Below are 25596 nucleotides of genomic sequence, written 5' to 3'. Positions count from 1 at the left end.
GGCCTTTTCATGATATCGCTCACTAGACTTAATGGTTCGCCGATGTGGCTTAATGCCCTGCTGGTAGAAATGGTAGAAGAAAACCCGGATACGTATGTAACGCTAGTAACAGGCAAGAGACTGATCGTGCTGGAAAAGGCCGATGAAGTCATCGAGAAAATCAAGAATTATAACAGGGACATAGGCACACATGCTGCCACCATTAAAGTCCAATCTATGGAGGAGCTTTCATGAAAAAGATGCTGCCGTGGCTCATTACGATTTTACTGGCGATCACTCTCATCGTAGTAGCCGCATTTTTACTGATGGATCAAATTTTTCCAAAAGACACCAACAATGCAAATACGGCTGTCCAAAATGTTGAGACCAAAAGCCTGAGCGCCGATGAAATTGTCGAATTGACGGCAGAAATCACCGATATCAAAACTAATCTTGCCGATCCCGAGTATCTCGTTTCGATAAAATTGGCTTTTCAGCTGGATTCAGCCAAGGCCAAAGAAGAGTTTGAAAAGATCAAGGAAATCAAAATTAAGCCGCTTATTATTAAAATGCTTGCCGACACCAAACCGAATGAGCTGAACGGCGCTTCCGGCAAAGATCAGTTCAGCGCGAAACTGGTGAACATCATCAATAAAACGCTGACGGAAGGCAAGCTGACGGATGTTGAGTTTACGGATTATATCCTGACTACTTTGTAATGCGTAACGGGTAATTCTTTGTTGGGGGGTGATTGAAGTGGTTGATGTACTATCACAAAACGAAATCGATGCTCTGCTAGCCGCGCTTTCATCCGGTGAAATGGACGCTGACGAACTAAAAAAAGAAGAAACGCAGAAGAAAGTCCGATCTTATGATTTCAAACGGGCCGTGCGGTTTTCCAAGGACCACATTCGCAGCCTTACACGAATTCACGAAAACTTTGCACGCTACTTAACTACATATTTTTCCGCCCAATTGCGCACCTTCGTGCAAATCAATGTCGTTCAAGTAGAGCAGCTCCCTTATGACGAGTTTATCCGATCCATCCCCAAGATGACGATCCTGAATATTTTCGAAGCCGAGCCGCTTGTCGGCCGAATGGTGATGGAGGTGCATCCGAATATCGCCTTTGCCATGCTGGACCGGCTGCTGGGAGGATTCGGCGCCGCACCGTCCAAGATCACCTCACTAACCGAAATCGAAACGACGATCATGGAGCGGATTTTCAGCAGATGTTTTGAAAGCCTCCAGGAGGCATGGAAGACGGTGATCGATATTCAGCCCCGGATGGAGGGTTTGGAGACCAATCCGCAGTTTATGCAGATTGTGTCGCCGAATGAAACCATCGCCCTGATCTCCTTGAGCACCAAAATCGGCGATACCACCGGGATGATCAACCTATGTATACCCCATGTCGTATTGGAGCCGTTCATGTCTCGCCTATCGGTGCACCAATGGTTTGTTTCCGAGAAGAAAATGCGGGACGAAGTCGAGCTGGAAGCCATTAAATCCCGGGTAAGCAAAGCGCAGCTTCCGATTGTGGCCGAGCTTGGCGAATCGAAATTATCGATTTCCGAATTTCTGGGACTAGGCGTCGGCGATGTGATTTCGCTGAACAAGACCGTGGATACGGGTCTGGCGATCAAGGTAGGGGACAAACTGAAGTTCATTGGCAGTCCCGGAATGGTTAAAGACCGGGTGGCTGTGCAGATAGACGAGATTGTCAGCGAAGGAGTTGAAGAGTTTGACGAGTAAAGACTATTTATCCCAGGAAGAGATCGATGCTCTTCTCAGGCAATCGGCCGAAGGCGCAATTGCGCCGGCAGCAAAGACGGTTAACGATTTTCTGACTCCGTTTGAACAGGATGCCCTGGGGGAAATCGGGAATATCACCTTCGGCAGTGCGGCAACTGCCCTTTCCACGCTGCTCGGAAAAAAAGTGGACATTACGACTCCTCGAGTCTCCATAATTACCCGCGGGGAGTTCGAGGAAGCTTTTCCTAAACCGCATGTGGCGGTTCACGTTCAGTATGTGGACGGCTTTCAAGGCATCAACTCGCTGGTGATCAAAATCCGCGATGCGCAGGTCATTGCCGACCTGATGCTAGGCGGCGTCGGAGAACCGAAGGAAGAGGAATTAAACGAGATTCATATCAGCGCAGTACAGGAAGCGATGAATCAGATGATGGGCTCGTCGGCGACGTCGATGTCAACCATTTTTAACCGGTTCGTCAATATCTCGCCGCCCGGCATCGACATTCTCAATATGTCCAGCGGCGAAGGCGTAGGAAGCCTTCCCGACGATGAGACGCTGATCCAGATTTCGTTCCGTCTCAAGATCGGCGAGCTGATCGATTCGACGATTATGCAGCTCCTGCCGGTCCAATTTGCCAAAGGTATGGTCACCATGCTGTTGGGTGATGTAGAGCAGGCTGAGCCGGAAGCGGCCGTTGCCGCCGCGCCGCCTGCACCATCTGCGCCTGCACCATCTGCGCCTGCACCATCCGCACCTCCGGCGGCAGCACAGCCGCCAATGCAGGAAGCTCCGCCGCAAGCGGCACAGCCGCCTTATCCGCCGATGGGGATGCCGCCTTATCCGGGAATGCCGGAGGGAGGATATTATTACCCGCCGTACGGAATGCCGCCATACGGAATGCCAATGCAAGGAATGCCTTACGGCCAGCCGCAACCGCAGCCGAATCCGGCGCCGCAGCAGCAAATGCCGCCGAACCGCAACGTCAATGTACAGCCGGTACAGTTCGGCAACCTGAACGCCGGCGCTTTCGGGAATATTGATGAAAATAATTTGAATTTACTGATGGACATTCCCCTGAGAGTCACCGTAGAATTAGGAAGGACCCAGAAGCAGATTAAAGATATTCTGGAGATGTCGCAGGGCTCGATCATCGAATTGGACAAACTCGCCGGCGAACCGGTGGACATCCTGGTCAACAACAAGCTGATCGCCAAAGGCGAAGTCGTCGTTATCGACGAAAACTTCGGCGTTCGCGTGACGGATATCGTCAGCCAGTGGGACCGCATTCAAAAATTACAATAAAGCATATTTAGGGAGGATTTTTTAAAAATGGCTAACCGAATTCTAATCGTGGACGATGCAGCATTTATGAGAATGATGATCCGTGACATTTTGTCGAAAAACGGATTTGAAGTAGTGGGTGAAGCTCAGGACGGGGCGCAGGCAATCGAGAAATTCAAGGAGCTGCGTCCGGATTTGATCACGATGGATATCACCATGCCAGAAATGGACGGAATCGCCGCCCTGAAAGAAATTAAAAAAGTGGATGCCAACGCCAAGGTAATCATGTGTTCCGCCATGGGTCAGCAGGCTATGGTTATTGACGCCATCCAGGCCGGCGCCAAAGATTTTATCGTAAAACCGTTCCAAGCGGACCGCGTAATCGAAGCGATCAACAAAACGCTGGGCGTATAAGCATCCTATGACGCCGTTTATGCCGGTCACCGAACCGCTGGGGACGACCAACCCGCTGATGAACTTGCTGAATGTCATCCTGGTTTTGGCGGTTATCGTGATATTAATCGTGCTGCTGATCCGTTTTCTGGGACGCCGCAATCAGATTATGCTGAGTGGACGTTCCATCCGCACGCTTGGCGCACTAGGTCTCGGCCCGAACAAATCCGTGCAGGTTATTGAAATCGGAGGCAGCATTTATTTGATCGGGGTGGGAGAAAACGTCACGATTCTCGACAAAATTACCGATTCGGCCGAGGTTGCCCTAGTCATCTCTGCCTTCGAGGATCAGGCAACGTCGGATAACGGTTTTCTGGCCCGCTTTGCCGGCAAGATCCGCACGAGGCTGCGCGGTGAACCGATATCCCAGGATATCGAGTTGAATGAAACATCCTCCTTCTATGAGACATTGCAATCCAAGCTGGCGCTTGCGCCTGAACGGAAAGAGAAGATGGACAACCTTCTCCGGGACGATGAGCTGAAGGACGATTCGAGGGATTTATGAAAAAAAAGCTGATACTTTCGCTTGCGCTGCTCATTTTTTCCAGTTTCCTGGTATTGCACAGCGCCCATGCCGACCCGATTCCGAACATTGATATTCAGATTGGCAACAACGACAACGGGACCGGCGGCGGAACAAGTTCAATCTCGATCCTGCTACTGACTACCGTACTTAGCGTGGCGCCTGCGTTTCTGATGCTGATGACCAGCTTTACACGGATCGTCATCGTACTTGGCTTTGTACGCACGTCGCTGGGGACGCAGCAAATGCCGCCGAACCAGGTGTTGGTCGGACTGGCACTGTTCTTGACTTTATTCATCATGACCCCGACGCTGTCCCAGGTGAACCAAACGGCGCTGCAGCCTTACTTGAAGGGCGAACTCACCCAAACGGAAGCGCTGAACAAAGCCGCAGAGCCGATGAAAGAGTTTATGTTTAAACAGACCAGCACGAAGGATTTACTGCTGTTTATGAACTATACCGGCAATAATGCTTCCGTAAAACCGGCTACCTACAAGGATATTCCGCTTACGGTGATGGTACCGGCTTTTGCCATCGGCGAAATGAAAAAGGCGTTTATGATGGGATTCATGATCTTTATTCCGTTTTTGGTCATTGATATCGTGGTTTCAAGCACGCTGATGGCCATGGGGATGATGATGTTGCCTCCGGTCATGATCTCGCTTCCGTTTAAAATATTGCTGTTCGTGCTTGTGGACGGCTGGTATCTGGTCGTCAAGTCGCTATTGCTAAGCTTCAACACCTGACGTTTGAGGAGGCATAAGGATGAATACGGAGTTTGTCATCGGACTTGCTGGACAAGCCGTCTATCTGGTTCTGGAAACAAGCGCTCCGATGCTGATTCTGGGTCTCGTGGTAGGTCTCATCGTCAGTATTTTTCAGGCGACGACGCAGATTCAGGAACAGACGCTGGCTTTTGTGCCCAAAATCGTAGCGGTTTTGCTGGCGCTCTTGCTGTTCGGCCCTTGGATCATCACGAAGCTGGTCGATTTTACCGGCCAAATTTTGGGCAGTCTCTATATGTATATCGGTTGAGTGAGTGAATATGGAGATACTGTTGCAAAGTTTTCCTGTCTTCCTGTTGATTTTTTGTCGAATAACATCTTTTTTTGTTGTCGTTCCTGTCTTTTCCTCGCCGAGCGTTCCGCCGACCTTTAAAATCGGCATTTCGTTTTTTGTTTCGATGGTCGTATTCAGCGCCAGTGCAACGCACCCCGTTGTACCGCAAGATTTGACGATCATCCTGCTCATGATCAGAGAAGTGCTGATCGGCCTGATGCTCGGATTTATCGGGTATCTGATGTTTATGACGATCCAGACCGCAGGTTCGTTTATCGATATTCAAATCGGATTCGGGATCGCCAACGTCATCGATCCGATGACCGGAGCATCCGCGCCGCTTCTCGGCAACTTTAAATACATGGTGGCACTGGTGCTGTTTCTGATTATGAATGGTCACCATTATTTGCTGGATGCCATTATTTACAGTTACCGCTGGCTGCCGCTCGACAACGATGTGTTTGTCAAAATGATGGACGGAAGCCTGTCCGAGTTTCTGATCCGCACGTTTGCGCAATCATTCATGCTGGCGTTCCAAATGTCGGCACCGATGGTCACCGCGCTTTTTCTGACGGATGTGGGATTGGCATTTCTGGCAAGAACGGCTCCGCAGTATAACGTCTTTGTAATCGGGGTGCCGCTCAAAATCATTGTGGGTCTTGGACTGCTGATCCTGCTGATGCCGAGTCTGGGTGTGCTGTTTCAGAATCTGTTCAACATCATGTTCGAGTCCATGCACAATCTGCTCGAGGTTGCGGGAAAAAGTCCTTAGCGCATGGTAAGGAGAGAGGGCTATGCCGAAGAACAAGCGCTACAAGCTAAATCTGCAGTATTTCGGCGGCGATAAAACGGAAAAAGCGACACCGAAAAAACGGCAGGATGCCCGCAAAAAAGGCCAGGTTGCCAAAAGCCAGGACCTGTCCGGCTCAGTGGTGCTGCTCGCAGCGGTGATAAGCCTTGTGGCTTTCGGGGGCTTCATGAAAGAGCGTTTTATGAAGCTGTTCACGGATGTGCTGCAAAATCGCATGACGATGAGCGTAACGCCGGAGAACATTACGAAGATGTTTAACCAATATGGGCTGCAGATCCTGCTTTTGCTTGCACCGCTGATGGTGATCACCTTTGTTTTGGCGATCGTCGCGAATGTAGCCCAAGTAGGGTTTATGGCGACCGGTCAAGGTGTTACGCCGAAGTTCAGCAAAATTAACCCGATCAAGGGGTTCAAAAATATTTTTTCCATGCGCTCCTTCGTGGAGTTTCTCAAATCGATTTTGAAGCTTGTAATTATCGCTTACCTGGTTTATAGCACGCTGTGGGGGCAAAAACAAAATTTTGCATCCCTCTCCCATGTGAGTGCGGAGGCTACTTTCCGGTTCGCGGCCAAAATGACGGTCAATCTCGGCATCAAAATCGGGGCGGCGCTGTTCATAATGGCCGTTCTTGATTACATGTATCAACGGTATGAGCATGAAAAAAGCCTGAAGATGTCCAAACAGGAAATCAAGGACGAATACAAGAAAATGGAAGGCGATCCGCTGATTAAAGGGAAAATCCGGGAACGGCAGCGCCGCATGGCGATGCAGCGGATGATGAGTGAAGTGCCCAAAGCCGATGTCATCATCACGAACCCGACGCACTTTGCGGTCGCGCTGAAATATGACGGCTCCAAAATGGAGGCCCCGCAGATTATCGCTAAAGGCCAGGATTATGTGGCACTGCGCATCCGGGAGCTGGCCAAGGAGCATGGGGTTGTAACGATGGAAAACAAGCCGCTGGCGCGGGCGCTGTTCCAGCGGACGGAGATCGGGGATGTCGTGCCCGCGGATCTGTTCCAGGCAGTGGCCGAGGTGCTGGCCTATGTATACAAACTTAGAGGCAAGCGTAGATAAGCCGGGGGGAGGTCTAGGACCATGCAAACGAAAAATTTAACTGTACTGCTTGGCGTAATCGGCATCGTGCTGATGATGATCCTGCCCATCCCGGCTTGGCTATTGGATGTTCTGCTCATTGTCAATATTTCCATTGCACTGACGATCATCCTGGTGGCGATGAATACGAAAGATCCGCTGCAATTTTCGATCTTTCCTTCACTGCTGCTGATCACGACGCTCTTTCGCCTGGCCCTTAACATTTCGACGACAAAGCTGATTCTTTCCAACGGCCATGCCGGGGAAGTAGTTGCGACCTTCGGAAGCTGGATTGCCCGGGGACAAATCGCGATCGGCTTTATCGTCTTTCTTATTCTTGTGGTCGTTCAGTTTATCGTTATCACCAAAGGCTCCGAGCGCGTAGCGGAAGTCGGCGCGCGCTTTACGCTCGATGCGATGCCCGGCAAACAGATGAGTATCGACGCCGATCTCAATGCCGGCATGATCAATGAACAGCAGGCCCGGGAACGCCGGCGCAACGTGGAACGCGAAGCGGACTTCTTCGGGGCAATGGACGGGGCGAGTAAATTCGTCAAAGGGGATGCCATTGCCAGCATTATCATCCTGCTGATCAACCTGATCGGCGGCTTCATCATCGGCGTGGCGATTCACGGCACGCCGTTCCAGGAAGCCATCTCGAAGTATTCGGTACTTACGATCGGCGACGGTCTGGTCAGCCAGATCCCGGCACTTCTAATCTCCACGGCGTCGGGCCTCATTGTTACCCGCGCGTCCTCGGATGGAAATTTGGCGGATGATCTGACCGGTCAGCTCTTGTCCTATCCGAAAATGCTGTATATCGTAGCCGCCACGGTTATGTTTCTAGGACTTTTTACCCCGATTCATATCATTACCACCCTCCCGCTCGCTGTGCTGATGGCTTATGCCGGCTACGCGATGAGCCGGAACCTCGACAAGAAACAGCTTGCTGAAGAGCAGCTTGTCGAAGAAAAGCAGATTGAGGAAGTGCGCAGTCCGGAAAGCGTCATTAACCTGCTGACCGTTGATCCGATCGAATTCGAATTTGGTTACGGGCTAATCCCACTGGCGGACACAAGCCAGGGCGGCGATTTGCTCGACCGGATCATCATGATCAGACGACAATGTGCCCTTGAAATGGGCCTCGTTGTCCCGGTTATTCGCATTCGCGACAATATTCAGCTAAAACCGAATGAATATGTCATAAAAATTAAAGGGAATTCTGTCGGCGGCGGTGAATTATTACTTAATCACTATTTGGCGATGAGTCCGGGGTACGATGACGACTCCATTCACGGGATCGAAACGGTCGAGCCTTCCTTCGGGCTTCCGGCACTCTGGATCGACGAAGCGACGAAGGAACGCGCCGAGCTCTCGGGCTATACCGTCGTCGATCCGCCATCCGTCGTTGCCACCCATCTCACCGAGCTGATCAAACGCCATGGCCATGAACTTTTAGGCCGTCAGGAGACGAAACAGCTTGTGGACAATCTCAAAGAGCATTACCCTGTGCTGGCGGACGAGCTTATCCCGTCCGTGCTCACGATCGGGGATGTCCAGAAAGTGCTCGGCAAGCTGCTGCGCGAGAAGATTTCCATCCGCGATTTAGTGACGATTTTCGAGACGTTGGCCGATTACGGGACCTATACAAAGGATCCGGATATTTTGACCGAATATGTTCGTCAGGCGCTGTCGCGCCAGATTACCCAGCAGTTCTCCCAGTCCGGAGAGACGTTGCGCGTCATTACCGTCGGCCCGAACCTGGAGAAAAAGATTACCGAAAGTGTTCAGCAGACGGAGCAGGGCAGCTATCTGGCGCTTGATCCAGTCTCGACGCAGACGGTGTATCAGCGGCTTTCGGAGCAAATCAACCGTTTGCTGCAATCCGGCCAGCAGCCGATTGTATTGACCTCGCCGACCATCCGCATGTATTTGCGGCAGGTCATTGAACGCACGATGCAAGACATTCCCGTATTGTCGTACAGCGAGCTGGAGCCGAATATTGAAATTCAAAGCGTTGGGGTGGTGAATTTATGAGAGTAAAGCGTTATGTGGTCGATACGATGCCTGACGCGATGCATTCCATCCGCAGCGAGCTTGGCAGCGACGCCGTCATTCTGAGCACCAAGGAGATTAGCGTAGGCGGTTTTCTCGGTTTATTCAAAAAGAAAAAGATAGAGGTTGTCGCAGCGGTTGAGAACGCGCAGAAGCCGGCCCGGGATAAAAGCCCGGAGCGGCCTGCCGCAGCCGCACCGCTGAATGTGCCGCGCAGCGCGGTGCCGCAGGCTTACCAGAAAGCGGTCTCTGCCTCGGCTCCGGCCGCCGCGCCGGAACGCCAGGCTGCGCATAGGCCCGAGCGGGAACAGGCGCGGTCTTTTGCCGAAATTGCAGCCGCCCTGTCGGAGAGTCTCGAGGCTTCCGGAAGCGGAGGCTCGGTTGCTGTCTTGTCTGCCGCTCCGCCGCAAACCTCGGAAGCGGAAGCGCCGCTGATTGCGCCTCTGCTGCGGAAGGAGGAAACACCGCCAGTGCCCAAAGAAGAGACGGTCTCCGACCTGTATCAATCTCTGGGGGCAGAGCTGGATTTAAAGACGGAAGCCGCGCTCGATAACGACGTGCTCCGGGAAATCCGCGAGATGAAACAGTGGATGGAACGGATTGCCCGCTATTCGACGGGGGGAGCCGATCTGCCGGATGTCTTGTCCGATCTCAAGGCCAGGCTACTGGATCAGGAGACCGACGCCGTTCTTGTCGATGAATGGATCGGCAAGGTGTACGACCGCTGGAGCAGCGAAGGCCGGACCTGGCAGCAGGAACGGTTTGCCGAATGCCTGCGGGAGGAAATTTCCGGATTTTTGGACGGGCGGACCATACACGGTATCGCGGCGGACACCCGGATCGTCTATATTGCCGGCCCTACCGGCGTCGGTAAAACGACAACCATCGCCAAACTGGCGGCGGAACAGCTTTTCCGGCATGGCCGCAGGGTGGGGATGATTACTTCGGATACCTACCGTATCTCTGCGGTGGAGCAGCTTCGAACGTATGCGGCAATCCTGAATATCCCGCTTGAGGTGGTACAATCTCCCGGTGATATGCAGCGCGCGATGTTCCGGCTGGAGAGCTGCGATCTGGTGCTAATGGATACCGCGGGCCGCAACTACCGCAATGAAATGCTGGTTGCCGAGCTGCAGAGCCTGCTGGCCAAGGAACTGAAGAGCGAAACCTTCCTGGTGCTCAGCATGACCTCGAAATCCCGGGATATGAAGACGATCACCGAGCATTTCAGCCGCTATCCGCTCGATAAGGTGATTTTCACCAAGGTGGACGAAACGGGCAGCTTCGGCCCGATGTTCAACGTGTTGAATGATTTTCCGCTGAAGCTATCCTATTTGACCAACGGGCAGAATGTTCCCGATGACCTGCTTCCGGCGACGAGCGAACATGTCTGCAGCCTGCTTTTGGGAACGGGAGGCGCTTAAATGATGGATCAGGCGCAATCCTTGAGACAGCTGGTATCGAGCCAGGAATCCGGGCGTCCGAAAAGCGAAGGAACGGCTGCCAGAATCATTACGGTGTGCAGCGGCAAGGGCGGCGTCGGGAAATCCAATTTCACGCTCAACTTTTCGCTCGCGCTGAAGGCAATGGGCAAAAAGGTTCTGCTGTTTGACGCGGATATCGGGATGGCCAATATCGATGTGCTGATGGGGGTATCGCCGGAGTACAATCTGTACCATCTTCTCAAGCGGGAAGTGGATATCAGCCGGGTCATTCATACCGGTCCGAATGCGCTGCCGTTTATCGCCGGCGGTTCGGGAATGGATGAACTGTTCTCGTTGTCCGAATCCGACCTGAATTATTTTACGGCGCAAATCGGGCAGATCGCCGATTCGATGGATTTTATTCTCTTTGATACCGGCGCCGGGCTGTCCAAGGAAACGATGAAATTCATTTCTTCCGCCGACGATTGCCTGGTCGTTACGACGCCGGAGCCTACGGCGATTACCGACGCTTATGCGCTGATGAAAGTGGTGCATAATGCGCATCCGTCGGTCACTTTTAAACTAATCGTCAACCAAGCGGGGGATGAACGCGAGGCACGCGCCACCAGCGACAAAATCCGTATGACGGCAAACCGTTTTCTACAGTTGGATATTTCTTTTCTCGGCTATATCACGAGCGATTCGCATGTAGTGCAGGCAGTCAAGCAACAGGTTCCATTCTCTCTGGCTTTTCCGAACAGTGCGGCAGCCAAGGATGTGCACAGGCTCGCACTGAGTTATTTGGCCGCCGATCCGGCGGACACAACCCCGTTACAAGGCATCAGGGGATTTATCAGCAAGTGGTTGAAACGGAAATAGAAATGTTCTGAATTTAAGGAACAGAGGTGGAATTAACATGAAACCCTATAGAGTTCTGGTGGTTGATGATTCCGCATTTATGCGTAAGATCATATCTGACTTGATTGAAAAAGACCCGGGATTCCAGGTAGCCGGAACCGCGGTTAATGGCCGCGAAGCCATCGAGAAGGTGGCGGAGCTGCTGCCGGATCTTGTGACGATGGACGTGGAAATGCCGGAGATGAACGGCCTTGAGGCACTCAAGATCATCATGGACCGGCATCCGCTGCCGGTGATTATGCTCTCCGGGATTAACGAAGAAGGCATGAAGGAGACAATCATGGCCCTCGAATGGGGAGCCTTCGATTTTATCCGCAAGCCTTCCATCGGCAGCTCGCAGGATATCATCGCCGTCGGCGAATCGCTGCGCGAGCAGATGAAGGAAGCAATGCTCGCCCGGAAGCGGCGCGAGGAACGCGCTTCCTTCCAGGCCGAGGCGGCGGCAACCGCTTCGCCGCCGGAACCTGCGCAGCAGACGCCGCAGGCGCCCGCTGCGCAAGAGCAGCCTGCGGCGTCGAGCAAGCCGCCGCAGGCGCCGGTGCTGCCGCCGCAGACGCGCCGGCAGCCGGACGGCAAAGCGAAGCCGTCCGGCGGAAGCGCCGCCGGCAAGGCGGCGCCCGGGCCGCTGCAAGGCCAGCGGCCCACGTCTCCGGCGCCGGGCCGGGCGCGGAGCGGCCCGGCGGAGGCGCCTGCGGCCCCGGCTGCGGATAAGTCCCGCAGCCAGGTCAAACCGCCGGCCGCGCGTCCGGCCAAGCCGTCGCTCGCCGAACCGCCGGCGGCGCAGGTACCGGCTTCGCCGCCGGCTGCGTCCCGCAGGGCCAGTGGCAAAGGGCTGCAGAAGCTCGTCGCCGTCGGCTGCTCGACAGGAGGACCGCGCGCGCTGAAAGCGCTGCTGGAGAACATTCCGGGCGATTTTCCGGCGCCGATCGTCATTGTGCAGCATATGCCGCCGAACTTCACCAAATCGCTGGCCCAGCGCCTGAACACGTTCAGCCCGCTGGCGGTGGATGAAGCCGTGCACGGTACGGTGCTGAAGGTCGGCGCGGCGTATATCGCCCCAGGCGGCTTCCATATGAAGGTGGTACCGGCCGGCGACGGCGAATACAAGATCGAGCTTACGAAGGAAGACGCGCGCAACGGCCATCGCCCTTCCGTCGACACCATGTTTGAATCGTTGCTTCCGCTGACCGGGCTGGAACGCCATGCGGTCATTATGACCGGAATGGGCAGCGACGGTGCGCGGATGATGAAATCGCTCTATGACTCGGGAGTGACCTCGACCTTTGCCGAAAGCGAAGAGACATGCGTCGTATACGGCATGCCGAGGTCTGCGGTAGAATTGCAGTGCGTGAGATATATCCTGCCTTTGCAAGAGATAGCTCCCAGATTAGTACAAGCTGTAAAATAAAGGAAAAGCGAACATGAAGGGGAGGTGCTCGTTAATGGACATGAACCAATATTTATCCATGTTTATTGATGAGTCGAATGATCATCTGCAGTCGTTGAATGAAAGCATGATGGGGCTGGAAGCAAATCCGGAGGATCTGAGCATTGTCCAGGTCATCTTCCGCTCAGCGCATACCCTAAAGGGGATGGCGGCTACGATGGGCTTTGAGGATTTGGCTTCGCTTACGCACCAGATGGAAAATGTACTGGATCTCGTTCGCAATAACAAGCTGCGGATGCAGGACTTTATTTTTGACACCCTGTTCAAAAGTTTGGACGCTCTGGAATCCATGGTTCAGGATATTACAGGCGGAGGCGAAGGCAAAGCCGACGTTTCCGCCATCGTAGCCTCCCTGCAAGCCATCGTCCGCGGAGAAATTCCTTCCGCAGCCGGAGCGGCCCCTGCCGCAGCCGAAGCGCCGGCCGCCCAGACTCCGGTATATCTCGATGAATTTCAGTATTCCGTCCTGGAGCAATCCATTCAAGAAGGCCATCAGGTGATGTACCTCGACGTGGCGCTCCGCAAGGATTGCCAGCTCAAAGCGGTGCGCGCCTACATGGTGTTCGATTTGCTTGAACGTTCAGGCGAAATCGTCAAATCCTTCCCTTCGGTTCAGGATATCGAGCAGGAGAAGTTTGATACCGGCTTTTCCCTCTATTACATAACACAAAAAGAGGCGGCTGAAATCCAGGCCATGGTTCTGAATGTGTCGGAGATCGAGAAGGTAACCGCGGTCGCGCTGGATGCGGAGACGCTGCATCAAATGGCCGTCGCGCCTGCGGCGGCAACGGCGGAAGCCCCGGCACAGCCGAAGGCGGAGGAGAAACCCGCTGCAGCGGCCCCTGCGGCTGCGCAAGCTCCCGCCAAAGATGAATCTGCCAAAGCAACTCCGGCCAGAACGGGCGCGCCTTCTCGGACCATCCGCGTCGACATCGAGCGGCTGGATGTGCTGATGAACCTGTTCAGCGAGCTGCTGATCGACCGGGTCCGCCTGGAGCAGCTGGCTTCCGAAGTGCAAAACACCGATCTGACTGAAACCGTCGAGCATATGGGACGGGTCAGCGGCGATCTGCAGAATATCGTCATGAAGCTACGGATGGTACCGGTCGATAACGTGTTTAACCGCTTCCCACGTATGATCCGCGACCTTGCCAAATCGCTCGACAAAAAGATCGACTTGGTGATTACCGGCGCCGAGACCGAGCTTGACCGTACCGTCATTGACGAAATCGGCGATCCGCTGGTGCATCTGCTGCGCAATGCAGTCGACCACGGTGTGGAGCCAGTGCAGGACCGGCTGGCAGCCGGCAAATCGGAGACCGGCACCATCCAGCTCCGTGCATTCCACAGCGGCAACCATGTTTTCATTGAAATAGAGGACGACGGCGCCGGCATCGATCCGAAAAAGATTCTGAAGTCTGCCATCAAAAAGGGCATCCTGACCCAAGAGCAGGCCGCAGGTTATTCCGACGAGAAAGCCCGTCAACTGCTGTTCGCGCCGGGCTTCAGCACCGCCGAGGTTATCTCTGATATTTCCGGCCGCGGGGTAGGCCTGGATGTCGTCAAATCGAAGATTAATTCGCTGGGCGGCAACGTTACGATCTATTCCACACTCGGCAAAGGCACCAACTTCTCGGTTCAGCTTCCGCTCACGCTGTCGATTATTGCCGCCATGCTGGTACGGATGGGGTCCGAGAAATATGCCATTCCGTTGTCTTCCATCGTCGAGACTTCCATCATCAAGCATTCCCAGATCAAGACGATTCACGGCAACAAGATGGTGGAATTCCGGGGAAGCCATATTCCGCTCGTCTCCCTCAGTAAAATTTTCGCCATCGCCGATTACGACGAGAGCACGGAAGAAGAGACTGAGATCGTGGTCGTACGCAAAGGCGACCGGATGATCGCGCTTGCGGTGCAGGACTTCATCGGTCAAAGCGAAATTGTGATCAAGAATCTCGGCAAATATTTGCCGGAGATCCAAGGCATTTCCGGCGCGACGATTCTAGGCGACGGCCAAGTCGCGCTCATTATCGATCCGAACGCATTTTTCAAATAATCAGGTATATCAGGGAGGTTTCTTTCCATGGCTGAAGATATCAAAGTGATCGTATTTAAGCTGGGTACCGAGGAATACGGCATTGAAGTGGACAAAGTGCAAACGATCGAGCGCATGATGCCGATCACCCGGGTTCCCAAAACTTATGCTTTCATTAAAGGCGTCATCAATCTGCGCGGCGTCGTCATTCCGGTAATCGACCTTCGCGGCCGGTTTAATCTCGAGGAAGCGGATCACACAGATCAGACTCGAATTATTATTGTAAATGTCAACGAGATGGAAGTCGGCTTTATCGTCGATTCGGCCAATGACGTCATCGATCTGAACCGGGACTCCATCGATACTCCGCCCGATGTGGTCGGTGGCATCAAAGCGAAATATCTGGACGGCGTGGCCAAGATCGGCGAAGACCGCCTGCTGATCATGCTCAATCTCCCCGAGGTCCTGAACAAAAACGAAATCGTGCAATTGGAAAGTTTAGAGGGCTAGGCCGTGGAGCTGTTTAAAAATTCCAAGGATTTCAAAATGGATGTGCTCAAGGAGGTCGGCAATATCGGCGCCGGCAACGCCGCAACGGCGTTGTCGCAGCTGCTGAACAAGCCGATCGACATGGCAGTACCTAAAGTGCAATTGCTCAGCTTTGAAGAAATTACCGAGAAAGTGGGCGGCGCGGAAGAGCTGGTCTATGCAGTGTTTCTCCGCGTCGAAGGCGAAGCGCCAGGTAACCTCTTTTTCATTCTGACGCCGGACGCCGCCGTCAACCTGCTGAAGCGGGTGGCCGGACTGGAAATTTCCGGAGAAAGCGAGCTTGGGGAGATGGAACTGTCGGCCTTGAACGAGATCGGCAACATTTTAGCCGGATCCTATCTGTCTTCGCTTGCCGATTTCACTTCACTGTCGATGTACCCTACGGTACCTGCGCTGGCCATGGACATGGCGGGCGCAATCCTCGGTTACGGCCTGCTGCAATTCGGACAGATGGGCGACGATGCGCTGCTGATTGACACCACGTTCCTGGAAGGGAAGGACGAAATTGAAGGTCAATTTTTCCTGATTCCCGATCCGGAGTCGTTCCCGAAAATTTTCCAATCCTTAGGAGTGCCGTTCGATAATGACTGAAGAGCAAAGCATCATTAAAGTGGGAATGGCAGATCTGAATGCAGCCTGCGAGGGCAATATTATCCGTACAACCGGTCTTGGCTCCTGCGTCGGGCTTACGCTGTTCGACCCCGGGAAAAAGCTGGCCGGCATGGCGCATGTTATGCTCCCTTCATCCGAAATTGCCCGCGAAGGCCAGCTCAATATCGCCAAGTTCGCCGATACGGCCGTGCCTGAACTGTTATCCAGACTGCTTGCCCTTGGGGCGGTACGTTCCCGGCTCGTCGCCAAGATGGCGGGAGGCTCGCAAATGTTTGCTTTTGCCGGAGGAAACGACACCATGAGAATCGGACCCCGAAACGTGGAGTCCTGCAAACTTGCGCTTGACAGCCTGAATATCCCGCTGATTGCGGAAGATACCGGGGGGAATTATGGCCGTACCATTGAAATTGACTGTAATACCGGCGTCCTGCACATCCGCAGCGTCCAAAAAGGCACAAGGGAAATCTAATCATGAGTAAAAAAATCATGCAGAACGCCATCATCGGCTTGATCGGTTTTTTGTTTACCTTTCTAACGAATTATGGGCATAATCTTCTTAGGACAAGCTTGTTTCGGGGGATCTTTGGTTTTATTCTCTGGTTTGTGCTGGCATTTCTGCTGAGATGGGTACTAGGTTATATCATGAATCTTTCGTCGGCAACGAACGCCTCCGAGCTTTCGGGGAGAGACCACGAAGCTCTTGGCGGGAATCTGGATGTACGCACGCCGGATGAAGACGAAGAATTAATCAATCTACTGAAACCGAAACCGGCTGAGGAGCAGGGAGGCGGCGAAGGATTTACACCGCTGAATCCTCCCAAGCTGGTTACGCTTAAAGATCCTGAAGAATTGGCCAAGGCCGTTCGTCACCTGAAAGAAGAATAAGCGGCTTTTGGCGGCAGGGGGCAGTATCCCTCCCCGGTAAAGTCCGCTGAAACCACTTTGGGGAGGGTGAGATCCGTTTGAACGAGCACAAAGTTACTCCATCTGAAATCGACGCGCTTTGGGAACAGTGGAAGGAACACGGCGTTCCCGAAGCCAAAAAGAAATTAATCGAAAATTACCTGCACATCGTCGATTATGTATCGAGCCGGCTCGCGGTCGGATTGCCTAAGAACGTCTCGAAAGACGATCTGGCCAGCAATGGAGTGATGGGGCTGATCGACGCCATCGAGAAGTTTGACTATAAGCGGGGACTGCAATTTCAGACTTATGCCTCATGGCGCGTCCGCGGCGCTATCCTTGATTCCCTCCGTCAGAGCGATTGGGTGCCCCGTTCGGTGCGCGAGAAGGCAAAGAAGATCGAGGATGCCTATCAGGTTTTGGAGCAGCAATACTTAAGGACGGTCACCGATGAAGAAATGAGCCAGTACTTGAATGTATCGGAATCGGAATTTCAAACGATGCTGCAGGATGTGGCCGTGATGTCCCTATGCTCCCTGGAAGACCCTATACGCGAAGAAGAATCAGAAACGCGGATGTCCATCCTGGTGGACGATAAAGCCAAAAACCCCGATCGGAAAGTAAACGAGTTTTATTTGCGCGAGACCCTTACAAAAGGCATTGAGAAATTGACCGTGAAAGAACGGACCGTCGTGTCCCTTTTATATTATGAGGATTTATCCTTGAGCGAAATCGCCGAGGTGATGTCTCTATCGCCTTCACGCATTTCACAGCTTCATTCAAAAGCTATTTTGCGTTTGAGGGGGACACTTGAAAAAAGCCGCGACCTCCTCATGCAGAATGATTAACCGGACGAACGGTGACAAGGGGGAGCCAAATTGATCGGCCACTATGCTTTGCATCAATATCTGAGTATTACGTTTTCAGACGACAAGGGAATCGCTTATCTCCAGTTTACTAAAAAAGACGAAAACTTCTCTTGCTCTGTAGAGGATCTCGAAGCTTTCCTGCACAATCAGGAGGTTCGTTACGGGATCGAACGCGATATCGTGCAGCGGATCAGCACGAATCCGGAAGAGTATTTTTTCAGTAAAGTTCCGATTGCCATCGGTGACCCTGCTGTAAACGGCACGGATGGACGGGTTGAGATGGCGATGGATCTGGAGGAGCACCGTAAGCCCCTAGTCAAAGAAGATGGAAGCGTGGATTACAAAGATTTGGTGCGCTTAAACAATGTGCTGAAAGGACAGCTTATCGCCAAGGTGATACCCCCACAACCTGGTAAAAGCGGCAGAACAGTCACAGGCGAAGAAATGCCTTTTAAAGCAGGGCGGGAAGCCCGGTTCAAAATCGGAAAAAACGTCGTCGTTGACCAGGACGAATCTTCCATGTACGCGGCGATCGACGGATTGGTTACGCTGACCGACAAAGGGAAGGTTAACGTATTCCCCGTATATGAGGTCAATGGAGACGTGGACTACAGCACCGGAAATATCGACTTCGTCGGCACCGTCGTTATCCGCGGCAATGTGCTGACCGGCTTCACGGTACGTTCGGCAGGCGATATCCGTATCGTCGGCGGCGTGGAAGGGGCCGAACTGTACGCCGGAGGTTCGATTGAAATTTCCGGGGGGATCATCGGCTATAATAAAGGTCTTGTCAGTGCGGGCAAAAACGTAAAAGTCTCCTTCATTCAGGACGGCAACGTGGTAGCCGGCGAGGACATCATCGTTTCTCAGAGCATTATGCATTCCAATATCCGCGCAGGCCAAAATGTGCTGTGCAACGGAGCCAAAGGTTTGATCGTGGGCGGAGTGGTACAGGCCGGCGAAAAGGTGTCGGCACGGACGATCGGCAATACCATGTCGACCGCTACCGCAATCGAAGTTGGCGTTGTACCCGAACTGCGCAATGAAATCAACGAACTTCGCCAGGAGCTTCGACTGCTTCTCGAGAACGAGGATAAAACCAATAAGGCGCTTTATTTGCTGAACCAGCTGGCTACCGGCGGGCAGCTTCCGCCGGACAAAGCGGCGCTGCGGATCAAGCTGAATGCGACCAAGCAGCAGCATATGCGTGACGAGAAGCGCGTTAAAGAACGGGTGCTTGAGATTGAACGGATGCTGGAGGATACGGGACGGGCTAAAGTGGAAGTCGTCAAAACGATATACGGCGGCTCCAAGATTGTCATCGGCCGTTATACCCGTTTCATTAAAGATCCGATTGAACGGATCGTTTTTATGTACAGCGAAGGCGATATCACGATTTCGCCTTATGTATAAGCAGGCCGGCAGCGGAAAGCGGCCGGCCATTCTTTATTCCGCATTAGATTAGCCTTGAGAAGGGAGGCGGGCACGATGAGCCTGAAACCGGTAGAGCTGCAAATCGCCGTACCGCGCACAACCGAAGCGACCAAAGTTCAGCATGAGCTTCAGCACCGTTCAGCGCTGGACCAGCAGCAACTGGCGGGTCAAAACGTCAAGCTGGTTCAGGAGGCGGCTCAGCGCAGCGGGGAGGTGGATGAATCCGCGGATGCGGCGCTCCGGAACGACGGCAGCCGCGGCGGCCAGGGGGACAAGGAAGCGTCTTCCCGCAAGAAACAGCCGAAGGAAGAGCTCCGCGAAGCGGAGCATCCTTATAAGGGACACCGGATTGATTTCAGCTTGTGACGTTTCCTCCCATTTCTTATTTTGAACAAAAGGAGATAACGCTTTGCAACCATGGGTTTATATTGTACTGCTCGGTGCGGCGGCATTGCTCTATGCACTGAGACTTCCTTCGCGAAGCAAAGAGGATCCGGCCGAACGGCGAAGCCTAAAAGAAACGGAAGCGGCGCTGGAGCTGTACATGTCGGATATCGAACGCGAAAATACGGAGCTGCTGCAGCTGGTTGCCGGCATTAAGCAGCAGTCGCAGAGCAACCGGGCGGCTACGCAGGAGGAGATTGCGATTCTGCGCCAGCAGATTGAAGATCTTAAGCAAAACGCAGCCAAGCTGGAAGCCCGCATCACTGCAGATGAGCAGGGACTGGCACAGCTGTCGGCGGCCGTCGCCAAAGCTTCGACGGTTCAGGCGGCGCCATCCGCGGAAAGGGATGCCACGCCCGGGCCTGTTCCTGCGCCGAAGCCGCCGGTCAGCTCCATTAAGCTGCGTTATCCGCGGCTGTTCGAGCTTCATGAGGAAGGCAAATCGATTGATGCCATCGCCAAGATGGCCGGACTGCAGCGCGGTGAGGTACAGCTGATTCTACAGCTTGCGAAGCAGGAGGAATCGCTATGAAGAACCGCAGCTTTTGGCTGGGCCTCGGCACAGGCCTGATTGCCGGCGCTGTTCTGCTGCAGCTGATGCTGGCGGGCGGAGCGGCGCCGCTGTCCAAGGAAGAGCTGCAGCGCCAGGCCGCGCGGCTCGGCCTGACGGTGACCGGCCCGGCGGCTACGGAGGCACCCGCCGGGGAGGCGGACGGCGCTACGCCGGCGCCGTCCGGACAGCCGCCTGCGGAGGCTAGTCCGCAGGCATCCGCCACCGCCGCGCCATCGCCGGCAGCTTCCCCGGCGGCCGAGCCCAGCGCCGCCGCGTCACCGGCTGCGCCTTCCGCGCCGGCACAGCCTGCGGCGAGTGCCGGCACGGTAACCCCGGCGAAGCCGCCCGCGGCGCCGGCCACGCCGGACCCTGCCGCCGGTACGGTATCTGTACGGATACCGTACGGCTCCACCTTGACGGAAACGGCCCGCATCCTGGACGAGGCCGGACTTATAGACGGCACCGAGGCATTCCTGTCGGCGGCCCAGGACCGAAAAGTGAATAAGATCATCCAATACGGCAGCTATAGTTTTCCAAAAGACGCTACGATCAACGACATGATCGACCGGTTGATTACGATAAAATAAGTTTATATGAATCGTTGCATCCCTTATTCGATTATGGTATAGTAATTGACGGTGTTAAAACACACGCCGGTTGATTTCGACAAGGGGTGCTTTCTTCCGAAGAAAGTCTTGGCGAAAGATGACGCCCGGCGGAGGGAACACACAAATAACCAATACTAGGAGGTGTGTGAAGATGGCAGTAATCTCCATGAAACAGCTTCTCGAAGCTGGGGTACACTTCGGTCACCAAACCCGTCGCTGGAACCCTAAGATGGATCGTTATATCTTCACCGAAAGAAACGGAATTTACATTATTGACCTGCAAAAGACGGTTAAAAAAGTAGAGGAAGCTTACAACTTTGTGAAAAGCGTAGCAGCCGAAGGCGGCACGATCCTTTTCGTAGGTACAAAGAAACAAGCCCAAGACTCCGTTAAAGAAGAAGCCGAACGTTCCGGCATGTACTTCATTAACCAACGTTGGCTCGGCGGCACGCTGACCAACTTCTCGACGATCCAAAAACGGATCGACCGTTTGAAAAAACTTGAGCTGTGGGAAGAAGACGGCACATTCCAAGTGCTGCCTAAGAAAGAAGTTATCCTTCTCCGCAAAGAGAAAGATCGTCTGGAAAAATTCCTCGGCGGTATCAAGAACATGAAGGGTCTGCCAAGCGCATTGTTCATCATCGATCCGCGTAAAGAGCGCATCGCTGTTGCCGAAGCTCGCAAATTGGGTATCCCAATCGTAGCTATCGTTGACACCAACTGCGATCCGGACGAAATCGACTATGTTATTCCGGGCAATGACGACGCAATCCGCGCCGTTAAGCTCCTGACTGGCAAAATGGCCGACGCCGTTGTAGAAGCTCACCAAGGTGAAGACACAACTACAGCTTAAGATTTCCCGATGAATCGTTAAACCAGAAATTAAATGAAAAGGGTGGTTGGCAGGTGGATAACCTCTCACTGCCCTTTTTTTAAGATTAAGATAAGTTTGAATTATGGAGTCCCCGCAAAGGACCTGGCTCAGCATAGAGTCAAAGCCCCGCTTTGTGGGGGTGTTTTAGGATAAAGGGTCTTCTTTAGGACAACGACTATTATGTGGAGGGAATAACAATGGCAGTAGATGCAAAATCCGTAAAAGAACTTCGTGAAAGAACAGGCGCAGGCATGCTGGATTGCAAAAAAGCGCTGGAAGAAGCAAACGGCGACATCACTAAAGCCGCAGAACTTCTGCGTGAGAAAGGCCTTTCCGCTGCAGCGAACAAAGCTGGCCGCGTAGCTACCGAAGGCGTTGTAGAATCTTACATCCACGCTGGCGGACGTATCGGCGTTCTGGTTGAAATCAACTGCGAAACCGACTTCGTCGGCAAAACCGACGCATTCAAAGAATTCGCGCGCGACATCGCTATGCAAATCGCAGCGGCTAGCCCGCGTTATGTGCGCCGCGAAGAAGTTCCGGTAGAAGAAGTGGAAAAGGAAAAAGAAATCCTGAAAGCTCAAGCTCTGAACGAAGGCAAGCCTGAAAAAATCGTTGAAAAAATGGTTGAAGGCCGCATCTCGAAATTCTACGAAGAATTCTGCCTGCTTGAGCAAAGCTTCGTGAAAGACCAAGACAAAACAATCTCCCAATTGCTGAACGAAAAAATCAGCACCATCGGAGAAAATATCTCCATCCGCCGTTTCGTGCGTTACGAGCTGGGCGAAGGTTTGGAAAAGAAAGTCGACAACTTCGTTGAAGAAGTTATGGCGCAAGTCAACAAATAAGATTGCTTGATTAATTGAATACATGGCGAGCAACAAAAGAGCGGAACACGAAGTGCAGTGTTCCGTCTTTTGTAGAAAGTGAGGGTATACAAAGTGGAACAGCCGGTATTTAAGAGAGTGGTCCTGAAGGTCAGCGGAGAATCGCTGGCGGGACAGAATGGATATGGCATCGATGCCGATACGATTATATCCATCGCGGAGCAGGTCAAAGAAGTCGTCGAACTTGGCGTTCAAGTAGCGATCGTATGCGGCGGCGGCAACATTTGGCGCGGCATCGCCGGAAGCGCAAGCGGGATTGACCGCGCGACGGCCGACTATATGGGCATGCTTGCGACCGTAATGAACTCGCTGGCGCTGCAGGATGCTTTGGAACAAATCGACGTTCCGACGCGGGTACAAACCTCGATTTCGATGCAGCAGATCGCCGAGCCTTACATTCGCCGGCGCGCCATCCGTCACTTGGAGAAAGGGCGGGTCGTTATCTTTGCCGCCGGAACGGGCAATCCGTTCTTCTCGACGGATACGACGGCAGCGCTGCGCGCAGCCGAAATTGAAGCGGAAGTTATTTTGATGGCGAAGAACAAAGTGGACGGCGTCTATTCCGCCGATCCGTTCAAAGACAGCACCGCTGTCAAATACGAGCAATTGACCTACATGGAGGTTCTGAACAAAAACCTCGGCGTCATGGATTCAACGGCTTCCTCTTTGTGCATGGACAATAATATACCGCTCATTGTGTTTGCCATTACGGAACAGGGCAACATCAAACGCGTCGTTCTCGGTGAGAGAATCGGGACTATTGTTAAAGGGAGTGTAGACTAATGCCACAATCGGTCAAAAAAAATGCCGCTGAGCGTATGGAAAAAGCAATCGGCGCACTTAAACGCGACCTTGCTACGCTGCGGGCCGGACGCGCATCCACTGCGCTGCTCGACCGAATTCAAGTCGAATATTACGGAGCACCTACGCCGGTCAATCAATTGGCGAACATCAGCACGCCGGACTCGCGGACCTTGCTGATCCAGCCTTGGGACAGATCGTCGCTTTCCGATATTGAACGGGCGATTATGAAATCCGATCTCGGGCTCACGCCGGCCAACGACGGAACCATTATCCGTCTCAGCATTCCGCCGCTTACCGAAGAGCGCCGGAGTGAACTGGTCAAGCTGACGAAGAAATTCGGAGAAGAAGCGAAGGTTGCGATCCGCAATATCCGCCGCGATGCCAACGACGACATCAAAAAGATGGAGAAAAACGGCATCTCGGAAGATGAATCGCGCGGACACCAGGAAGATATTCAGAAATCAACGGATAAGTTCATAGCCGAAGTCGAAAAAGTGCTCTTGTCCAAAGAAAAAGAGATTATGGAAGTATAATGATAATCAAGAGACTTCAGGCCCCTCCGTTTAAGGTGGGGTTTGTCTCTTTCTGATGATAGCTTGGAGGAAACGGAAATGATCAAACGGATTCAAGCTTGGCTGAGCCGTAACGACAGGCAGCCAAAGCCGGTCGAGATTTCACCGGACAACATCCCTCGGCATGTGGCTATTATCATGGACGGAAATGGGCGCTGGGCTAAACGCCGCGGACTGCCGCGGATTGTGGGCCATCAGAACGGAATGAAGGCGGTAAAACGTGCCACCATCGCAGCCAGCGATCTGGGCGTCGAATATTTGACGATGTATGCTTTTTCCACGGAAAACTGGAAGCGCCCCAAAGACGAGGTCGATTTCCTGATGCGTTTGCCCGTCGATTTTCTGGCGCTCGAGCTGGACGAACTCATTGAAAACAATGTCAGAGTCCGCGTTATGGGCGGAACGGATGCCCTGCCGGATCATACCCGCGGCGCGATGGAAGAAGCGGTGGCTCGGACGAAGCATAATACCGGCCTCGTGCTCAACTTTGCCCTCAATTACGGCAGCCGCAAGGAGATCGAAGAAGCGATGCGCAGCATCGGCGAGGATATTGCAGCTGGCCGCCTCACGGCGGGTGACATCAGCTCGGAGTTGATTGACAGCCGGCTGATGTCCGGCGGATTACCGGATCCCGACCTGCTGATTCGCACAAGCGGGGAAATGCGGATCAGTAATTTTATGCTCTGGCAGATTGCCTACAGCGAGCTGTGGTTTACGGATATATATTGGCCTGAATTTGACAAGAGTCATCTGCATCAGGCGGTAGCGGAGTATCAGAACCGCACGCGCCGGTACGGCGGACTGAAGTAGCGACAGGAGAGGAAGCCTTTGAAGCAGCGTTTGATTACCGGTGTATTTGCCGGGGCTGTATTTTTGGGCCTGTGCGCTTTGGGCGGCTGGCCGTATCAATTAATGCTCGCCGCAATGGCGCTTATCGGGCTGTATGAGTTTGTGAAAATGACCGGCGCACAGCCGTTAGGCGGTACAGCCATACTCGGATACCTGTCCGTGCTTGGTTTTATGATTCCTTGGGACTTGCTTGAGGTTAAGACCTGGCTGTCCTGGGAACAGGGTTTTTGGCTGATTCTGCTGGCTTTTCTGCTAGTTACGGTGTTCAGCAGAAACAAACATGATATAAAGACCGTTGCGCTGCTGTTTACCGGCGTTATATACATAGGAATGGGCTTCTCTTACATGGGCATCGCCCGTTCGGCCGGCGACGGCCATGGCCTGTTCTGGACCTTCCTGCTGCTGTGCTGCATTTGGGGCAGCGATGCCGGTGCTTATTTCGTCGGCCGCGCTATAGGCCGGAATAAATTATGGCCGGCCATCAGCCCGAACAAAACCATTGAAGGTGCCGCAGGCGGCGTATTGATCGCCGTTGTGATCGCATTGCTGTTCGCCTTCGCCGGATCGGATACGTTAAGCATGGGCAGAGCACTGCTGATCGGCTTGTCCTGTGCGGTCATGGGGCAGCTTGGAGATCTTGTTCAGTCCGCCTACAAGCGGGTTTACGATATCAAGGATTCCGGTTCGCTGCTTCCCGGCCATGGCGGTATTTTGGACCGCTGTGACAGCTGGATTATCGTCTTCCCGTTCGTGCATATCGTCCTGCTCATGCCCTACTACTAAAACTAATAATGACAG

Annotated in this window: 30 protein-coding genes; all 30 read left to right on the top strand. The window is 53.4% G+C overall.

The features are described 5' to 3' along the window. The first annotated feature begins 9 nt into the window (after positions 1-9). The 30 genes from BMW84_RS07355 (at position 10) to BMW84_RS07210 (ending at position 25581) form a co-directional block, all read left to right on the top strand. On the top strand, positions 10-234 hold the full coding sequence (locus tag BMW84_RS07355) for a flagellar FlbD family protein (protein ID WP_091066115.1): 225 nt from the start codon (positions 10-12) through the stop codon (positions 232-234). Further along, a complete protein-coding gene (locus BMW84_RS07350; RefSeq protein WP_091066112.1) occupies positions 231-698 on the top strand; it encodes a flagellar basal body-associated FliL family protein in 468 nt (155 codons plus the stop codon). Before BMW84_RS07355 ends, BMW84_RS07350 begins: the two co-directional genes overlap by 4 nt. A 37-nt stretch (positions 699-735) precedes the next feature. Next, on the top strand, positions 736-1734 hold the full coding sequence (gene fliM / locus BMW84_RS07345) for a flagellar motor switch protein FliM (RefSeq protein ID WP_091066109.1): 999 nt from the start codon (positions 736-738) through the stop codon (positions 1732-1734). Further along, positions 1724-3037 carry a flagellar motor switch phosphatase FliY gene (gene fliY / locus BMW84_RS07340; RefSeq protein WP_091066107.1) on the top strand — a complete coding sequence of 438 codons (1314 nt, stop codon included), beginning with the start codon at positions 1724-1726 and terminating at the stop codon, positions 3035-3037. The genes fliM and fliY overlap by 11 nt, the downstream gene beginning before the upstream one ends. 27 nt (positions 3038-3064) lie before the next feature. Then, entirely contained in the window at positions 3065-3430 is a 366-nt protein-coding gene (locus BMW84_RS07335) for a response regulator (protein ID WP_090713483.1), read from the top strand. Between the two features lie 7 nt (positions 3431-3437). Continuing rightward, complete coding sequence (locus BMW84_RS07330) at positions 3438-3974, top strand: flagellar biosynthetic protein FliO (protein ID WP_254772891.1); 537 nt, start codon at positions 3438-3440, stop codon at positions 3972-3974. Continuing rightward, a complete protein-coding gene (gene fliP / locus BMW84_RS07325; RefSeq protein ID WP_091066104.1) occupies positions 3971-4738 on the top strand; it encodes a flagellar type III secretion system pore protein FliP in 768 nt (255 codons plus the stop codon). Before BMW84_RS07330 ends, fliP begins: the two co-directional genes overlap by 4 nt. Positions 4739-4757: 19 nt before the next feature. Then, on the top strand, positions 4758-5027 hold the full coding sequence (fliQ, locus tag BMW84_RS07320) for a flagellar biosynthesis protein FliQ (protein WP_091066101.1): 270 nt from the start codon (positions 4758-4760) through the stop codon (positions 5025-5027). A 10-nt stretch (positions 5028-5037) separates the two neighbouring features. After that, positions 5038-5823: a flagellar biosynthetic protein FliR gene (gene fliR, locus BMW84_RS07315; RefSeq protein WP_091066099.1), complete on the top strand. Its 786-nt coding sequence runs from the start codon at positions 5038-5040 to the stop codon at positions 5821-5823. A gap of 22 nt (positions 5824-5845) precedes the next feature. Next, positions 5846-6940 carry a flagellar biosynthesis protein FlhB gene (flhB, locus tag BMW84_RS07310; RefSeq protein WP_091066097.1) on the top strand — a complete coding sequence of 365 codons (1095 nt, stop codon included), beginning with the start codon at positions 5846-5848 and terminating at the stop codon, positions 6938-6940. A 21-nt stretch (positions 6941-6961) separates the two neighbouring features. Beyond that, on the top strand, positions 6962-8995 hold the full coding sequence (gene flhA, locus BMW84_RS07305; protein ID WP_091066095.1) for a flagellar biosynthesis protein FlhA: 2034 nt from the start codon (positions 6962-6964) through the stop codon (positions 8993-8995). Then, positions 8992-10437 (top strand): flagellar biosynthesis GTPase FlhF, encoded by a 1446-nt coding sequence (gene flhF, locus BMW84_RS07300; protein WP_091066092.1) that lies wholly within the window; start codon positions 8992-8994, stop codon positions 10435-10437. The genes flhA and flhF overlap by 4 nt, the downstream gene beginning before the upstream one ends. Further along, entirely contained in the window at positions 10438-11316 is an 879-nt protein-coding gene (locus BMW84_RS07295; protein ID WP_091066090.1) for a MinD/ParA family protein, read from the top strand. 37 nt (positions 11317-11353) lie between these two features. Beyond that, the gene (locus BMW84_RS07290) at positions 11354-12763 is read left to right on the top strand and encodes a protein-glutamate methylesterase/protein-glutamine glutaminase (protein WP_091066087.1); all 1410 of its coding nucleotides are present in this window, start codon (positions 11354-11356) and stop codon (positions 12761-12763) included. A gap of 34 nt (positions 12764-12797) precedes the next feature. Further along, positions 12798-14861 (top strand): chemotaxis protein CheA, encoded by a 2064-nt coding sequence (locus tag BMW84_RS07285; RefSeq protein ID WP_091066083.1) that lies wholly within the window; start codon positions 12798-12800, stop codon positions 14859-14861. A 27-nt stretch (positions 14862-14888) separates the two neighbouring features. Then, positions 14889-15350 (top strand): chemotaxis protein CheW, encoded by a 462-nt coding sequence (locus BMW84_RS07280; protein ID WP_091066081.1) that lies wholly within the window; start codon positions 14889-14891, stop codon positions 15348-15350. Positions 15351-15353: 3 nt separating this feature from the next. Further along, positions 15354-15980 carry a chemotaxis protein CheC gene (locus BMW84_RS07275; protein WP_091066078.1) on the top strand — a complete coding sequence of 209 codons (627 nt, stop codon included), beginning with the start codon at positions 15354-15356 and terminating at the stop codon, positions 15978-15980. Next, positions 15973-16470 carry a chemotaxis protein CheD gene (locus BMW84_RS07270; RefSeq protein WP_091066077.1) on the top strand — a complete coding sequence of 166 codons (498 nt, stop codon included), beginning with the start codon at positions 15973-15975 and terminating at the stop codon, positions 16468-16470. The genes BMW84_RS07275 and BMW84_RS07270 overlap by 8 nt, the downstream gene beginning before the upstream one ends. Before the next feature lie 2 nt (positions 16471-16472). Continuing rightward, positions 16473-16886: a hypothetical protein gene (locus BMW84_RS07265; RefSeq protein WP_091066074.1), complete on the top strand. Its 414-nt coding sequence runs from the start codon at positions 16473-16475 to the stop codon at positions 16884-16886. Between the two features lie 107 nt (positions 16887-16993). Next, positions 16994-17752 carry a FliA/WhiG family RNA polymerase sigma factor gene (locus BMW84_RS07260; protein ID WP_254772949.1) on the top strand — a complete coding sequence of 253 codons (759 nt, stop codon included), beginning with the start codon at positions 16994-16996 and terminating at the stop codon, positions 17750-17752. Positions 17753-17782: 30 nt separating this feature from the next. Continuing rightward, positions 17783-19186, top strand: coding sequence for a DUF342 domain-containing protein (locus BMW84_RS07255; RefSeq protein ID WP_091066070.1), 1404 nt, complete (start codon positions 17783-17785; stop codon positions 19184-19186). Between the two features lie 75 nt (positions 19187-19261). Then, positions 19262-19573 carry a hypothetical protein gene (locus BMW84_RS07250; protein WP_091066067.1) on the top strand — a complete coding sequence of 104 codons (312 nt, stop codon included), beginning with the start codon at positions 19262-19264 and terminating at the stop codon, positions 19571-19573. A 43-nt stretch (positions 19574-19616) separates the two neighbouring features. Further along, positions 19617-20183: a hypothetical protein gene (locus tag BMW84_RS07245; protein WP_091066065.1), complete on the top strand. Its 567-nt coding sequence runs from the start codon at positions 19617-19619 to the stop codon at positions 20181-20183. Beyond that, entirely contained in the window at positions 20180-20791 is a 612-nt protein-coding gene (locus BMW84_RS07240) for a hypothetical protein (protein WP_091066063.1), read from the top strand. The genes BMW84_RS07245 and BMW84_RS07240 overlap by 4 nt, the downstream gene beginning before the upstream one ends. Before the next feature lie 172 nt (positions 20792-20963). Beyond that, positions 20964-21665 carry a 30S ribosomal protein S2 gene (rpsB, locus tag BMW84_RS07235; protein WP_091066060.1) on the top strand — a complete coding sequence of 234 codons (702 nt, stop codon included), beginning with the start codon at positions 20964-20966 and terminating at the stop codon, positions 21663-21665. Between the two features lie 218 nt (positions 21666-21883). Beyond that, positions 21884-22534 (top strand): translation elongation factor Ts, encoded by a 651-nt coding sequence (gene tsf, locus BMW84_RS07230; protein ID WP_091066059.1) that lies wholly within the window; start codon positions 21884-21886, stop codon positions 22532-22534. 93 nt (positions 22535-22627) lie between these two features. After that, on the top strand, positions 22628-23356 hold the full coding sequence (gene pyrH, locus BMW84_RS07225) for a UMP kinase (protein WP_091066056.1): 729 nt from the start codon (positions 22628-22630) through the stop codon (positions 23354-23356). Beyond that, positions 23356-23910 carry a ribosome recycling factor gene (frr, locus tag BMW84_RS07220; protein WP_091066055.1) on the top strand — a complete coding sequence of 185 codons (555 nt, stop codon included), beginning with the start codon at positions 23356-23358 and terminating at the stop codon, positions 23908-23910. The genes pyrH and frr overlap by 1 nt, the downstream gene beginning before the upstream one ends. A gap of 78 nt (positions 23911-23988) precedes the next feature. Further along, positions 23989-24759, top strand: a complete 771-nt coding sequence (locus BMW84_RS07215) for an isoprenyl transferase (RefSeq protein WP_091066052.1) — start codon at positions 23989-23991, stop codon at positions 24757-24759. Between the two features lie 18 nt (positions 24760-24777). Continuing rightward, positions 24778-25581 (top strand): phosphatidate cytidylyltransferase, encoded by an 804-nt coding sequence (locus BMW84_RS07210; RefSeq protein ID WP_091066050.1) that lies wholly within the window; start codon positions 24778-24780, stop codon positions 25579-25581. The last annotated feature ends 15 nt before the right edge of the window (positions 25582-25596 follow it).

This window comes from Paenibacillus sp. NFR01 (genome assembly GCF_900111565.1).
Taxonomy (GTDB): Bacteria; Bacillota; Bacilli; order Paenibacillales; family Paenibacillaceae; genus Paenibacillus_AQ.
This window is presented reverse-complemented; position numbering and strand designations above follow the sequence as displayed.

Bases quoted from the DNA above. Each gene is read 5' to 3' on its own strand.
- BMW84_RS07355 (WP_091066115.1), top strand. From the start codon at position 10: ATGATATCGCTCACTAGACTTAATGGTTCGCCGATGTGGCTTAATGCC.
- BMW84_RS07350 (WP_091066112.1), top strand. From the start codon at position 231: ATGAAAAAGATGCTGCCGTGGCTCATTACGATTTTACTGGCGATCACT.
- BMW84_RS07335 (WP_090713483.1), top strand. From the start codon at position 3,065: ATGGCTAACCGAATTCTAATCGTGGACGATGCAGCATTTATGAGAATG.
- BMW84_RS07330 (WP_254772891.1), top strand. From the start codon at position 3,438: ATGACGCCGTTTATGCCGGTCACCGAACCGCTGGGGACGACCAACCCG.
- fliP (WP_091066104.1), top strand. From the start codon at position 3,971: ATGAAAAAAAAGCTGATACTTTCGCTTGCGCTGCTCATTTTTTCCAGT.
- fliQ (WP_091066101.1), top strand. From the start codon at position 4,758: ATGAATACGGAGTTTGTCATCGGACTTGCTGGACAAGCCGTCTATCTG.
- fliR (WP_091066099.1), top strand. From the start codon at position 5,038: ATGGAGATACTGTTGCAAAGTTTTCCTGTCTTCCTGTTGATTTTTTGT.
- flhB (WP_091066097.1), top strand. From the start codon at position 5,846: ATGCCGAAGAACAAGCGCTACAAGCTAAATCTGCAGTATTTCGGCGGC.
- flhA (WP_091066095.1), top strand. From the start codon at position 6,962: ATGCAAACGAAAAATTTAACTGTACTGCTTGGCGTAATCGGCATCGTG.
- flhF (WP_091066092.1), top strand. From the start codon at position 8,992: ATGAGAGTAAAGCGTTATGTGGTCGATACGATGCCTGACGCGATGCAT.
- BMW84_RS07295 (WP_091066090.1), top strand. From the start codon at position 10,438: ATGATGGATCAGGCGCAATCCTTGAGACAGCTGGTATCGAGCCAGGAA.
- BMW84_RS07290 (WP_091066087.1), top strand. From the start codon at position 11,354: ATGAAACCCTATAGAGTTCTGGTGGTTGATGATTCCGCATTTATGCGT.
- BMW84_RS07285 (WP_091066083.1), top strand. From the start codon at position 12,798: ATGGACATGAACCAATATTTATCCATGTTTATTGATGAGTCGAATGAT.
- BMW84_RS07280 (WP_091066081.1), top strand. From the start codon at position 14,889: ATGGCTGAAGATATCAAAGTGATCGTATTTAAGCTGGGTACCGAGGAA.
- BMW84_RS07270 (WP_091066077.1), top strand. From the start codon at position 15,973: ATGACTGAAGAGCAAAGCATCATTAAAGTGGGAATGGCAGATCTGAAT.
- BMW84_RS07265 (WP_091066074.1), top strand. From the start codon at position 16,473: ATGAGTAAAAAAATCATGCAGAACGCCATCATCGGCTTGATCGGTTTT.
- BMW84_RS07250 (WP_091066067.1), top strand. From the start codon at position 19,262: ATGAGCCTGAAACCGGTAGAGCTGCAAATCGCCGTACCGCGCACAACC.
- BMW84_RS07240 (WP_091066063.1), top strand. From the start codon at position 20,180: ATGAAGAACCGCAGCTTTTGGCTGGGCCTCGGCACAGGCCTGATTGCC.
- rpsB (WP_091066060.1), top strand. From the start codon at position 20,964: ATGGCAGTAATCTCCATGAAACAGCTTCTCGAAGCTGGGGTACACTTC.
- tsf (WP_091066059.1), top strand. From the start codon at position 21,884: ATGGCAGTAGATGCAAAATCCGTAAAAGAACTTCGTGAAAGAACAGGC.
- frr (WP_091066055.1), top strand. From the start codon at position 23,356: ATGCCACAATCGGTCAAAAAAAATGCCGCTGAGCGTATGGAAAAAGCA.
- BMW84_RS07215 (WP_091066052.1), top strand. From the start codon at position 23,989: ATGATCAAACGGATTCAAGCTTGGCTGAGCCGTAACGACAGGCAGCCA.